Origin of the sequence: Chryseobacterium daecheongense, assembly GCF_003729955.1 — a bacterium.
GTDB lineage: Bacteria > Bacteroidota > Bacteroidia > Flavobacteriales > Weeksellaceae > Chryseobacterium > Chryseobacterium daecheongense.
In genome coordinates this window covers 1-13,507 of the sequence record NZ_RJTX01000002.1, presented here as the reverse complement: position 1 = coordinate 13,507, position 13,507 = coordinate 1, and the positions used below count along the sequence as shown (strand labels likewise).

The 13,507-nt window shown below is 35.9% G+C and carries 12 protein-coding genes; 5 read left to right on the top strand and 7 right to left on the bottom strand.

Annotated features, from left to right (window positions below; all coding sequences use genetic code 11):
• Positions 1 to 125: 125 nt before the first annotated feature.
• Together EGI05_RS08345 and ygiD are read left to right on the top strand one after the other, a co-directional pair.
• On the top strand, positions 126 to 638 hold the full coding sequence (locus EGI05_RS08345) for a YceI family protein (RefSeq protein ID WP_123262630.1): 513 nt from the start codon (positions 126 to 128) through the stop codon (positions 636 to 638).
• A gap of 76 nt (positions 639 to 714) precedes the next feature.
• Positions 715 to 1,542, top strand: a complete 828-nt coding sequence (gene ygiD / locus EGI05_RS08340; RefSeq protein WP_123262629.1) for a 4,5-DOPA-extradiol-dioxygenase — start codon at positions 715 to 717, stop codon at positions 1,540 to 1,542.
• Positions 1,543 to 1,592: 50 nt separating this feature from the next.
• On the opposite strand, the gene EGI05_RS08335 is transcribed toward ygiD, so the two are convergent.
• From EGI05_RS08335 to hutH, 4 genes are all read right to left on the bottom strand, one after another.
• On the bottom strand, positions 1,593 to 1,862 hold the full coding sequence (locus EGI05_RS08335; protein WP_123262628.1) for a hypothetical protein: 270 nt from the start codon (positions 1,860 to 1,862) through the stop codon (positions 1,593 to 1,595).
• A 283-nt stretch (positions 1,863 to 2,145) separates the two neighbouring features.
• Entirely contained in the window at positions 2,146 to 3,651 is a 1,506-nt protein-coding gene (locus EGI05_RS08330) for a S8 family peptidase (RefSeq protein ID WP_123262627.1), read from the bottom strand.
• A 108-nt stretch (positions 3,652 to 3,759) separates the two neighbouring features.
• A complete protein-coding gene (locus EGI05_RS08325) occupies positions 3,760 to 4,206 on the bottom strand; it encodes a GNAT family N-acetyltransferase (protein WP_123262626.1) in 447 nt (148 codons plus the stop codon).
• Positions 4,207 to 4,261: 55 nt separating this feature from the next.
• Positions 4,262 to 5,749, bottom strand: coding sequence for a histidine ammonia-lyase (hutH, locus tag EGI05_RS08320; protein ID WP_123262625.1), 1,488 nt, complete (start codon positions 5,747 to 5,749; stop codon positions 4,262 to 4,264).
• Between the two features lie 133 nt (positions 5,750 to 5,882).
• Here hutH and EGI05_RS08315 point away from each other — a divergent pair, with 133 nt between their 5' ends.
• Positions 5,883 to 6,647 (top strand): hypothetical protein, encoded by a 765-nt coding sequence (locus tag EGI05_RS08315; protein ID WP_123262624.1) that lies wholly within the window; start codon positions 5,883 to 5,885, stop codon positions 6,645 to 6,647.
• Between the two features lie 87 nt (positions 6,648 to 6,734).
• Positions 6,735 to 8,525 carry an excinuclease ABC subunit UvrC gene (gene uvrC / locus EGI05_RS08310; protein ID WP_123262623.1) on the top strand — a complete coding sequence of 597 codons (1,791 nt, stop codon included), beginning with the start codon at positions 6,735 to 6,737 and terminating at the stop codon, positions 8,523 to 8,525.
• Between the two features lie 64 nt (positions 8,526 to 8,589).
• Here the strand turns inward: uvrC and EGI05_RS08305 are convergent, their stop codons facing one another.
• From EGI05_RS08305 to EGI05_RS08295, 3 genes are read right to left on the bottom strand one after another with little or no spacing between them, the layout of a single operon-like run.
• Positions 8,590 to 9,372, bottom strand: a complete 783-nt coding sequence (locus EGI05_RS08305) for a hypothetical protein (RefSeq protein ID WP_123262622.1) — start codon at positions 9,370 to 9,372, stop codon at positions 8,590 to 8,592.
• A 33-nt stretch (positions 9,373 to 9,405) separates the two neighbouring features.
• Entirely contained in the window at positions 9,406 to 10,488 is a 1,083-nt protein-coding gene (locus tag EGI05_RS08300; RefSeq protein ID WP_123262621.1) for a putative type IX sorting system protein PorV2, read from the bottom strand.
• 11 nt (positions 10,489 to 10,499) lie between these two features.
• Positions 10,500 to 11,378 carry a DMT family transporter gene (locus EGI05_RS08295; RefSeq protein WP_123262620.1) on the bottom strand — a complete coding sequence of 293 codons (879 nt, stop codon included), beginning with the start codon at positions 11,376 to 11,378 and terminating at the stop codon, positions 10,500 to 10,502.
• A 378-nt stretch (positions 11,379 to 11,756) separates the two neighbouring features.
• On the opposite strand from EGI05_RS08295, the gene EGI05_RS08290 reads away from it, so the two are divergent.
• Positions 11,757 to 13,385 (top strand): acyl-CoA carboxylase subunit beta, encoded by a 1,629-nt coding sequence (locus tag EGI05_RS08290; protein ID WP_123262619.1) that lies wholly within the window; start codon positions 11,757 to 11,759, stop codon positions 13,383 to 13,385.
• Positions 13,386 to 13,507 lie beyond the last annotated feature (122 nt).

Below are 13,507 nucleotides of genomic sequence, written 5' to 3'. Positions count from 1 at the left end.
GAAGATAACATCATAAATAAAACTGAATATTGGATTAAAGATTCATTTCTTATCCTAAATCAATGTTTTATGGCTGTTTTGTAATGTACATTTGCATCATCAATAACAATAAAAAATAAAATACAATGGCAACAAAATGGAATTTAGATCCTACGCATAGTGAAATCACATTCAAAGTAAAACACATGATGATTTCTAACGTAAAAGGAAGTTTCAGAAATTTTAATGCAGAAATTGAGGCTGAAGATGATTCTTTCAAAAATGCTAAAACAACAGCAACTATTCAAACGGATTCTGTTTTCACCAATAATACGGACAGAGACAATCATTTAAAATCTGCTGAGTTCTTCAACGCTGAAGCTCACCCGACCATTACTTTTGAATCTCAAACTTTAAATGATACGATTACCGGAAATCTTACCATCAATGGAATTACTCATCCTGTCACATTGGACGTAGATTTCGGAGGAATCAACAAGGACCCTTGGGGAAATACAAAAGCAGGATTCTCTTTTGAAGGAAAGATCAACAGAAAAGATTTCGGATTGAATTGGAATGCGGCTCTTGAAGCAGGAGGTGTAATGGTGAGTGATGAGGTAAAAGTTGCAGGGGAATTACAGTTCGTAAAACAAGCATAGTTCTTTAACATTCATAGTAAAAGGTTCGGGGATTTCTATAAGCCTTGGACCTTTTATTTTTTACATCAATTTCGTTATGAACCTCAACGACTTACAAAACATCAGCACTCAATTTAAGAATACGCAACGGATGCCGGTTTTATTTCTTGGGCATGGTTCGCCTATGAATGCTATTGAAGAAAACCAGTTTGTCCAAGGATTCAGAAAAGCGGCACAGGAGATTCCGAAACCTAATGCTATTCTGTGCATTTCTGCGCACTGGTATACATCGGGAACTTTTGTGACAGCTATGGATATGCCGAAAACCATTCATGATTTTTACGGTTTTCCAAAAGCATTATTTGATGTTCAATATCCGGCTCCTGGAGATCCGAAGCTTGCCACAGAAACAGTTGAACTTTTGGCCCCTGTTGTAGTGGAAGAAGATCATAGTTGGGGATTGGATCACGGCGCCTGGTCAGTAATCAAGCATATGTATCCGAACTCAGATATTCCTGTGATTCAACTCAGCATTGATTATACTCAACCACCGCAATATCATTTTGATTTAGCGAAAAGATTGAATTCGCTTCGCGAAAAAGGTATTCTGATCATAGGAAGCGGAAATATTGTACACAATTTAAGATTGATAGACTGGAAAAACATCAACACGGTAGGTGCCGGCTGGGATTGGGCCATTGAAGCCCGCGAAAAAACCAACAACTGGCTTCTTGACGGAGATTTCCAGCATATCATTGATTATCAAAAACAGGGAACATTTTTGCAATATGCAGTTCCTACTCCTGATCATTATTTGCCTTTGATCTATACATTAGGTTTAAAAGACCAATCAGAAAATCTGACACTTTTTAATGATGAGCTGATAGGCGGCTCTCTGAGTATGACGAGTGTGAGAATAGGATAATAAAAAACCGGAAGATGGCATCTTCCGGTTTTTTATAAGTAAAATGTTGATTAAATTCTGTGAATAGAAACAACATGTGGCTGCCCATTAATTGGTTTATAAATTTCCACAATGGCTTCCCAAACCACATCTGCAGGTGGCATTGACGCTATACATCTGTAACGGTAGTTAGTTCCGTTTACCAATTGTGTAGATACCTGTTCAGGAGTATACTTTACCCCTACAAATCCATTCATTGCTTCGTTGAATACTTTTTGATCTTCCGGTGTAAGTGCATGATACTTTGTCCAGCCTCCTACTACTAATTCTTGTGTTGACATGATTATATTTTGTATTTAGTTCCTACTCATGTGGCTTTTCGGATTTCGCCCCGTTTTATAATGGTTTCTGGTCTCCATGATTTTTATTTAATGATCAATCTTACGATTGTAATTACATAACAAAGCTACTCTACCTATAACGAATATGTTAGAGTACATCTACTCATTTTTCTTCATTAGTAGAAATACTTAATTAACGAATCCCTTTATATTTGTACATAAAAAAGTAATGCTATCCGCGGATAGCATTACTTTTTATTATACATTAGTATTTAATTAAATCTTATTGAACCGCCTGCAAAACATTAATATTTCCATAGCCATAATCTGAATTGGGAGTTGGATAATAAGTAGCAGACTGCCTCATTTTATTCAGCACCTGCTCTCTGTTCCAAGATGGGTTTTTCGCCCATACCAATGCTGCGATTCCTGCTGTAGATGCAGTTGCTACAGATGAACCTCCTACATAATCGGTTTGGGCATTATAATAACTCAACACCGGAATTGAGCTTCCTGAAGCTCTTTCCATCTGATAGGTAAAATCAATTTCAGCTCCGGAATGGCATACATCACATTTCTGATTGGAAGTATTTTCTTTTACTCCTGTCACCGCCTGTGTTTCAGGCATCCACGCAGGGAAAATAACGCCAACAAAATTGGTAAAGCTGGTAGATGTTCCGCCTGCGCAGAAAATAAGTTTTCCTTTAGAATATGCATACTTTACAGCATCCTCAATTTTCCCAACGGAAAAGATATGCCCCATCGACATAGAAATAATTTTCACATTCGAATTATTGGCCAATTCCGTAAACGCTATTTTCACTCCGTTCTGTTCATGATAGCCATCCAAAACTACATTAGAAGCCGCTCTATAGGTAATGAGATTCGCATTATAAGCCACTCCTACCGGTTGGCCGAGATTATTTCTTGGCGCAGCCATTGCGGAAGCCATTTTTGTCCCGTGACCACATTTATCTGCAGAACCATCGTAGCCTGTACTCCATGGCCAAACAGAATCAACATATACTCCATTTTTACTGATCGTTCTTCCTGATGAAGAGCCATTGTTAAAACTGCTTCCCAATAAGCTTTGTTCTGAAGAAACTCCTGTATCTACCAAACCTATAGTAACTCCTGCTCCAGTGCTGTAGCTCCATGCACTTGTAATATTATGCTTAGAGAATGACCAGGGTGCTTTTGCATTAGGAGCAACGGTAGTATAATCTGCTGAATTCAGTGCTATGGATTCAAATCCGCATCCTGAGCTTCCACTGGATTTTGCAATACTTCCATTCAGATTATTTTCAATATCAAAGTAACGGTAATCTGCAGGTTCTACGTAACGAATGTTTTTCATGCGACGTAAAGCCACTATTGTTTCCTGTTTTTCAATGATCACATCTATCTGGTTAAGATACTGATCGGAGCTTAATAAAACCCTGTCCTGCTTTCCTTCGTGCTTTTTGATCACATCCAAAACTTCATTCTGAATAATTTCATTGTCAGACGAAAGACTTCTGTCAAAATCATTCTGGGAGGTTCCAAAACCGATAGAAGCCACTTTATTACCCCGGAAAACAGCACTCCAGAGAAGATGATCAGAGGACTGGCTCCATGCAAAGGAACCTTTGGTTTTAAGGGATTGATTAATTTCAGCGTTGATCTGCTTTTCTGTCAATGGATCTTTTTGTGTGACTCCAATTTCGGGTGATTCGTTCTGGATTTCATCCCTGGAACATGAGCCCATGATAAAAAATACCATAAGAAGGTAGAATACATTTCTTTTCATATAAAATAATATTTTTGATTGGTACCACCAAGATATCACTTTACATTGAATAACAGATCGTTAAAAGTCAAATCATCTTTATATTTATTATGTTGAAAATAATATTAATTACAATACCTTCTCAAAGCAAACACTGTTTTCAACTCCTACATACTGACCATAATTGGGAATGTTGCTATATCCGTTTTTCTCATAAAGAGCAATGGCTTCGGGCTGCTTTATGCCGGTTTCTAGCACACATTTTCTATACCCTGATTCTTTCGCCCAAACTTCCAGTTCATGCAGAATCCTGGAAGCCAATCCCAGGTTTCTTTTCTGAGGATTGGTATACATTCTTTTGATCTCCACGCTATCTTCATTAAATGGCTTAAAAGCACCACATGCCACAGCTTCACCATCCAGGTAAGCTACAACACAATTTTTCAAGGCATCAATGGTGTTGAACTGATGATAAAAAGCATGATCATCACCATCCCGAACAGCAAGATCTGCATCTAACAGTTTTACCAGATTTTGAAAATCAGCATCCGAGGAATCTATTCTTTTTAAGATCATTGTTTCTTGTTTTAAATATAAAAAGCTTCCATTGGAAGCTTTTTCATTATATCTATTAGTTAACTATAAACTTTCTCTCATTAATTAGTTCTGCTATCGCAAGCATATCTTTTCCGATCAGTCTGTCATCTTCCAGCTTAGCCACTTTAGAACGTAGAATTGCAAAATTCTCTTCAATAATTTTTGAACATTTAGCAGGTCTTCTGAACTCAAGTCCTTGCGCAGCAAACATTAATTCAACGGATAAAATATTCACTAAATTTCCAAGTACCTGATTGAATTTTCTTCCTGAAATACTTCCCATGGAAACATGGTCCTCCTGTCCCAAACTTGTAGGAATAGAGTCCGCTGAAGCCGGAAAACATAATGTTTTATTTTCCGTTACCAATGCTGCGGAAGTGTATTGCGGAATCATAAATCCTGAGTTCAATCCTGAGCTTTCCGTTAATAATCTCGGCAGTCCATATTTTCCTTCCAGTAGTAAATAACTTCTTCTGTCTGAAATATTTCCTAATTCAGCAGCAGCCAATGTTGCATAATCTAGCGGTAAAGCCATCAACTGCCCATGGAAATTTCCTCCGGAAATAGATTCTTCTGCACTTAGAACGATTGGATTATCTGTTACAGAATTCAGTTCCGTTTCTGCCATACTTTTAAGGTGTTCAAAAGCATTTCTGCTTGCACCATGAACCTGCGGAACACATCTCATAGAATAGGGATCCTGAACTCTTTCACAGTCTTCATGAGCTTTCATGTTTTCCGAATTCTTTAAAAATTTAAGCATTCTTGCCGCCACTTTTTTACTTCCCTCGAAAGGTCGGATTTCATGAAGTTCTTTTTTAAACGGACTTGCAGAACCTCTGTAAGCTTCAAGACTCATTGCAGCCGTCATATCTGCCAGGTCCAGTAAGTATTCGAATTTCTCTAGTCCTTTAATTGCATGTGCCAAAATAAATTGAGTTCCATTGATCAATCCCAGTCCTTCTTTGGGTCCTAAAGTAAGAGGTTCTAATTTATTTTTCTTTAGCACCTTTGCGGTATCTGCTACTTGATCACCCTCCCAAACCTGTCCTAATCCTAAAAGAGGTAATACCAAATGTGCCAAAGGAGCCAAATCTCCTGAAGCTCCTACAGAGCCTTGTTCCGGAACTACAGGAATAATATCTTTTTCAAGCATCAGGATCATTCTTTCGATCACATCCAAAGAAACTCCTGAAAATCCTTTTGATAATGCATGAACTTTAGCAATCATCATGATTTTTGAAAGCTCTTTATCAATTGGTTTTCCCACTCCTACAGCATGTGAGATGATCAGGTTATATTGTAGCTGAGCAGTTTCGTCAGCAGAGATTTTAGTATCACAAAGTGGCCCGAATCCTGTATTAATTCCATATACACACTGGTCGGATTCCACTATTTTCTTTACATTCTTTTGAGATTTTAAGATCTGATCTTTTGCAGCTTTGTTGAGTTTTGCTTTCCCCGGATTTTTACAGATTTCCAGCACATCATGAAAACTGAAAACATCTATACCATATATCATTGCTAAAATTTTGCTTAAAATTACGCATTTAACAATAATTGTAAAAACTAAATTTCAGGGTTGAATTTATTTTTCTGAAAGAAGTAATTTAATTTATTATTTTTACCGCTCTAATGAAAAAAATTAATAAACTATGAAACTTAAAGCTTTACTTCTTGTATTCTGCTTTACTGGTGCATTATCTTTTGCACAGGATAAGGTAAAGTATTCTAAAGAGGACATCAAAAAAATGGAAACTTATCTGTTTAATGAAGGTTTTACCACTCCCTCTCCAAAGAAAACATCAACGATCATTTTAAAAGACGGATCTACTCACAAAGGATTTTGCAACGATATCGATACTAAAAAGGGACAGATCTATGCCATTTCCATTAAAGACAGTATCACTAAAAAACCTGTAACTTTCAATGCAGATGAGGTAAGTGAAATGTATGTATTCCCAAGCAATGTGGAGAAAATAGCCAAAGTGGCTAAATATATGGGGAACATCAGAAACTTTGGTACTAAAAAACTGACGAAGAATACGACTAATGACCGCATTCATTTTATCAATCAAACGGTTTCTTTAAAGAATAAAAAAGAGGATAAGGAGTTTTTGATGCAGCTGATCAATCCTGAATTCAGTGATGTTATTTCTGTATATTATGATCCTTTTGCCAAAGAAACAGGAGGATTTTCTGTAATGGGTTCTCCACAATTAGGAGGTGGGGTGATCAAATCTTATTATGTGAAAAAAGGAGATAAAATTATGTGGCTTCATAAAGATGATTTTGAAGATAACTATGATTTCCTTTTTGGAGACAACGCGGAATTTGTAAAAAAATATCCTAAAAATTCTGTTAAATGGGATTATTTCAGTTTTCTGGTTAGTGAGTATACCGAGATGAGCAACGGATAAATTTCATTATATAAAATTAAAGCTGTAGGATTTTCTACAGCTTTTTTTATTCTTTTAAATCAGAGAAGGATTCCGTAATTTTGTTATATGAATCCTTCTTTAGAACTACAGCTCAAAACTTTACCTTCCGAACCTGGTGTATATCGATATTATGATAAAAATGACCAGCTATTATACGTTGGAAAAGCCAAAAACCTGAAGAAAAGGGTTCTTTCTTATTTCAATAAAAATCTTTCCGGATACAGGATCAAAATAATGGTAGGAAAAATCCAACGATTGGAAACTACCATTGTCAACAGTGAATATGATGCTCTTTTATTGGAAAATAATCTGATCAAGGAACATCAACCTTTTTATAACGTGATGCTGAAAGATGATAAGACGTATCCCTGGATTTGTATCAAAAATGAAGAGTTTCCGAGAATATTCCTTACCAGAAATGTAATCAAGGACGGTTCCGAATATTACGGGCCTTATGCTAAAGTTCGTCCTGCAAAGATCTTGCTCGATACAATCAAGCATATTTATAAGCTCAGAACCTGTAATTTAAATCTTGCTCCTAATAAAATTGAGGAAGGAAAATATAAAGTCTGCCTGGAATTTCATATTAAAAACTGCGCCGGACCTTGTGAAGGCCTGGAAAGTAAGGAAGAGTATGATGAGAAGATAGATGCGATCCGTGGAATTATCAAAGGAGATTTCCGAAAAGCGAAAGAGTATCTGATGAATCAGATGATGAAATATGCTTCCAATCTTCAGTTTGAAGATGCACAGATCGTCAAGGAAAGGCTAGATATTCTTGAAGATTACCAGGCGAAAAACACTGTTGTTAATCCAAATATCGATGATGTAGACGTTTTCGGAATGACCAGTGATGAAACAGCAGCATATGTGAATTTCTTTAAAATCCGGAATGGTAATATCATTCAGAGCTTCACTACGGAAATAAAAAAGATCCTGGAAGAATCTGATGAGGATATTATGGAAGAAGCCTTAATTGAAATCCGTCAGAAATTCAGCTCTGATTCCAAAGAAGTTTTGCTTCCGTTTCATTTATCAGTAGAAATTCCCAACGTGAAACTTATTGTCCCTAAAGTTGGTGACAAAAAACGGATCGTTGAACTTTCCGAAAAAAATGCGAAAGAATACCGTCTTGAAAAGTTGAAACAGGTACAGATAGTTGATCCGGAAAGACATACCAACAGGATTATGGCAGAAATGCAAAAATTATTGAGAATGCCTGTTGAGCCAAGACATATTGAAGGTTTTGACAATTCTAACATTCAAGGAACCAATCCTGTTTCTGCGTGTGTGGTTTTTAAAGACGGAAAAGCAAGTAAAGCTGATTACAGAATTTTCCACCCTAAAACGGTAGATGGTCCTAATGATTTTGCCACAATGGAAGAAGTCATTTATCGCCGTTATAAAAGGATGCTGGATGAGGGAGAAGATCTTCCGCAACTCATTCTGATTGATGGTGGGAAAGGTCAACTATCTTCCGCAGTCAAAAGCTTGAAATTATTGGGATTGTACGGCAAAATCACGGTCATTGGCATTGCGAAAAGATTGGAAGAAATTTACTTCCCTGAAGACTCTATTCCATTATATCTTGATAAAAAATCCGAAACATTAAAGATCCTTCAAAGAGTCAGGGATGAAGCCCATCGCTTTGGAGTGAAGCATCACAGAACCAGAAGAAAAAATTCTACCATAAAATCTGAGCTGGAAGAAATTCCGGGAGTTGGAGGAAAGACCATTGAGTTGCTTTTATCTAAATTGAAATCCGTAAAAAGAATCAAAGAGTCCAGTTTGGAAACATTAGAAGAAATTCTGGGAAAAAGCAAGGCCAAAATAATTTATGATTTTTTCAACAATTAAGAAAAAGACAATAAAAAAAGCTCTCTGTCGAGAGCTTTTTTTATTGTCTTTTAATATTTCAAATTTATTTTCCGGAAAAAACCTCTTTAGAGTATTCTCCGTTGGCCTGAGGAAGCTCGATAATAATATTTTTTCCCTCAAAATACCCGATCGTAGATTCTCCATTGGCTAGTTTTACCCTGAAAACATCTTTCTTTGCGGTAGCTTTAAAAGTGGCAAAAGGTACAGAGCTATTGGAGTCTGCAAGAATAAACTGAGTTTGATCTATCTGTATTTTTTGCAGATCAAGTTTACCATTGCTATATCTTTCAGCTTTTTTCTCAGCAGGAGAAGCTGGTGCAGCAGATGTTGAGCTTACAGTTGAAACAGGAGTAGAAGCAACAACTTCCTTAACTTCATTCACAGTTGTTGGTTGAGCTGTTACGTTACGCATATCAATAGGATTTGATGCCGGAACTGCTATTAAAGACTGTTGCAGAGCCTCATTATATCCTGCAACAAATTCTTTGATATTAGAACTTCCTTTAGCAGAAAGAATAACCTTATCATTACAATCCTTAAACTGCAGTAAAACTTTATTTCTTAATAAGCCACTGTCATTAAGAACATCTGCACTGATTACAGAACAAGGGTTATCTTTTACTTCAGAAGGCCAATCGCGTTTATCTCCAGGAATAATAACATATTTTTTCCCTTTCAACGATTTTTTCAAAAATGCTTCCAAACCATAATCATCCTTAAAGCTTGTAAATTTTTCAGGAACAGAAACATACGTGTAATCGGAGACTTTTTGCCCATATATCATCGTCAGACAAAAAGTTGATATAATGATTGATATCCTTTTCATTTATACAATATTAAATCTTTATACAAATATAGGCTAATCATTTCTAAACATTCCCATATCCAACTTAAGAGAGAAGAAATTAGAATAAAAATTAGATCCCCCTATTCCTGAGTTAGTAATTGCATAATCTAAAGTAAGCCCTCTATATCTGATCCCGATCCCTGCACTTGGCTGAAAAGAAACTTTTCTCTTTAAATCTTCAATATCGGTAATGGATTGGAATCTATTTACCCCTAATCTCACAAAAATCATTTTCTGATACCCGAGTTCAGCTCCGGCATAAGGGGTTATACTTGCAAAATCAGTTGAAATAAGTGCTGCAGTCTTGGCAAAATCTATATTTAATCCCGCTTCGGGAAGAACATATACACTGCTGTTTATTTCAAACAGTTTGCTTGCTCCTACATTAAGCTTCGGCATAGTAAGCTCCATCTTATCTTTTGGAGCTGGATTGAATTCTTCTCCATTGACAACAGTAGATAGTTCATCCTGATTAATACTCCAGAAATTAACCGTTGTTGTTGCATCACGAAGCATTCCTCCAAACTTCCATCCATTATCTCCTTTATAAATAGCTCCCACATCAAAACCAAAACCATAACCACTTGCAAACTTCCCTACATTCCTGTAAACTATCTTAGCATTCACCCCAACATCTAATTTGGGATTTCCTCCTGGATTGAAAGCATAAGAAAGTATGGCAGCATAATCTGATTGAGAGAATTTGGTGATCTTATCATAATCAATATTCCCTTCAGAATCGATCATTTGAGTGGTATTTAAAATATTATCAACTCCTAATCTCACTACCGAAACTCCAAAAACACCTGTTTCCAGTACTTTTGCATAAGCCAGATAATCATATTTTGCTATGGATTCAAAATATTCAGCGTGCATTGCCGCTCCTTGCCAGTCTTTTTCAATAGCCATTAATCCTGCGGGATTCCACATGGGGGAATAAACATCATCCTGATTGGAAATAACTGCACCTCCCATCCCCAGGCCTCTGGCTCCGGCTCCGATATTTAAAAATTCATTGGAATATTTTCTGATGATTTGAGATTGTGAAAATCCAAACAAAAGAGAAAATACAAGTAAAAAATATTTTTTCATCATAGAGTTGATGCTTAATTTAAGGTTCTTTGTTTTTTAGCTTTTATTAATCCGTTGGCAATAATCGCCAGTATCATCACTCCTGAAGCTATATAAAATATAGGGCTCATATGTTCTGATTCCCCAAAGATAAAAAAAGCTAGTATAATTCCGTAAACTGGTTCTAAATTAACTGTTAAAATTAAGGTAAAAGGCGAAATATATTTCATCAATTTCACTGATTCCAGCATCGGAAAAGCTGTGAAAACACTCGCTAACAAGCATATTAACGCCAAATCTCGGTAATTTATTTCATTTATTTGAAAAATTTGTCCAGTACATAAATAAAATATCAACAAAATGAACCATCCGGAGAAAATTTCATAAAAAATAATATTTCCTGAACTCGTTTTTCCAAACATCTTCCCATTAAAAACCGAAAAAATAGTTCCAAATATGGCACATAAAATTCCGTACAAAATACCTTCTTTATATTGAAATTCTGTTTTAAAGATCAATAGAATGCAGGCCACGATCACAATTCCCATAATTACTTCCGAAACGTCTATTTTCCGTTTAAAAATAACGGGTTCCAATATTGAGGCAAAGAGTGTGGATAATGATAGACAACTTAATGCAATAGAAACATTCGAAACTTTAATAGAGTAAAAAAAGCAGAACCAGTGAAGAGCCATAGCAACGCCAATGGCAGCCAATTGGAAAAATATCTTTTTAGAAACCTTAATGCTTTCTTTTTTATAAATCCTTATAAATACAAATAAGAAAATAGCAGCAAACAGCATTCTGTAGAATACAAGAATCTGTGCATTGGCATGAATCAGCTTTCCTAAAATTGCAGTAAACCCCCACAAAAAAACAATCAAATGCAACCTGAAAAGTGCTAATTTATGCATACTTCTAACTCTTTGAATTCTAAGACGCAAATTTACAAATAGGTTTTACAATACCTACAAAAAAATATATAATTCTATTGCCCTGATAAGGTACTACAAAGAATAAGGTTAACAAAAAAACCCTGAAAGTTTGTTCAACTTTCAGGGCCTTCAAATAATAAACTATTAAAAAAATAAACTAGGAACTTAGAGTATTTATATAGAGAATATGATCCCTATTACTCTGATGTAAAGTTAGAAAAAATATCAATTATTTAAAAATATTTTTTTGTTAAAAATTTCACAATTTTCTGAGAACCAATAATTTAAACAATCGTTTTAATTCGATTCAAATTCCTTATAAAAATAGTATCTTTAGGCGTAAAAAATTGAAATTGTATGGACATTGAATTCAACAAACGGGAAGATCAAAACAGATTAAAATTATCAGAAATTAATCGTTTACTTGCTGATATTAAAAAAGGAGGCGGAGAAAAAAGACTTCAAAAGCTCCGTGAAGAAGGAAAAATGACAGCAAGAGAAAGAATTGAATATCTTCTCGACAAAGATTCTGATTCCATAGAAATTGGAGCATTTGCCGGCTTTGAAATGTATGAAGAACATGGAGGCTGCCCGAGTGGAGGTGTTGTTGTGGTGATGGGATATGTTTCAGGAAGACAATGTATTGTAGTAGCTAATGATGCTTCGGTAAAAGCTGGAGCTTGGTTCCCGATTACTGGGAAGAAAAACCTGAGAGCACAGGAAATTGCTATGGAAAACAGATTGCCTATTATTTATTTAGTAGACTCTGCTGGTGTTTATCTTCCTATGCAGGATGAAATATTTCCAGATAAAGAACATTTCGGAAGAATATTCAGAAACAATGCTAAAATGAGCTCCATGGGAATCATCCAGATTTCTGCTGTAATGGGAAGTTGTGTCGCAGGTGGAGCATATTTGCCTATTATGAGTGATGAAGCTATGATCGTAGATAAAACCGGATCAATTTTCTTAGCAGGAAGTTACCTGGTAAAAGCCGCAATTGGAGAGAGTATTGATAACGAAACTCTAGGAGGGGCAACAACACACTGCTCTATTTCCGGGGTTACAGATTATAAAGCTAAAGATGACAAAGATGCTTTAGATAGAATAAAAAATATTATGAAATCTGTTGGTAGTACTGAAAAAGCAGGTTTCGACAGAATTGAAAGTTTCCCTCCAAAAGAGAATCCGGATAACATTTTTGGAATTATGCCGGTTTCAAGAGCTGAACAGTATGACACCTATGAAATTATCAAATGTTTAGTTGATAATTCTGAATACGAAGAATATAAGTCAGATTACGGAAAAAGTATCGTTTGTGCTACGGCAAGAATAGATGGTTGGTCGGTAGGAATTGTTGCTAACCAAAGAAAACTGGTAAAAAGCGGGAAAGGAGAAATGCAATTTGGAGGAGTTATCTATTCTGATTCAGCGGATAAGGCTACCAGATTTATTGCCAATTGCAACCAGAGAAAAATCCCTTTGATCTTTTTACAGGATGTTACAGGCTTCATGGTAGGTTCAAAATCAGAGCATGGAGGTATTATCAAAGATGGGGCTAAAATGGTGAATGCTGTTTCTAATTCTGTAGTTCCTAAGTTTACGATCATTACAGGAAACTCTTATGGCGCTGGAAATTATGCAATGTGCGGAAAAGCATACGATCCTAGATTAATTGTAGCATGGCCATGGGCAGATTTAGCTGTAATGGGTGGTGCACAAGCAGCTAAAGTTTTAGCTCAGATCCAAGAATCTACCTTGAAAAAACAAGGAAAAGAAATTTCTGAAGAAGAGCATAATGAAATTCTGGATACCATCTCTAAAAGATATCAAAAGCAAACAGAAGCAACATATGCAGCTGCAAGACTCTGGACGGATGCTATCATTAATCCTGTAGATACTCGAAAATGGATTTCCATGGGAATTGAAGCTGCCAATCATGCTCCTATTACAGAAAAATTTAATTTAGGTGTTATTCAGGTCTGATCTGAACAATTATCTATAATAAATAAGAAAGCCTCCCAAAATGTGAGGCTTTTTTATTTATTCTCCTTTTTCCTTTATCAATGTTTATGAGAAAAGAAAAGGCACAAAAAAACCTCATACAT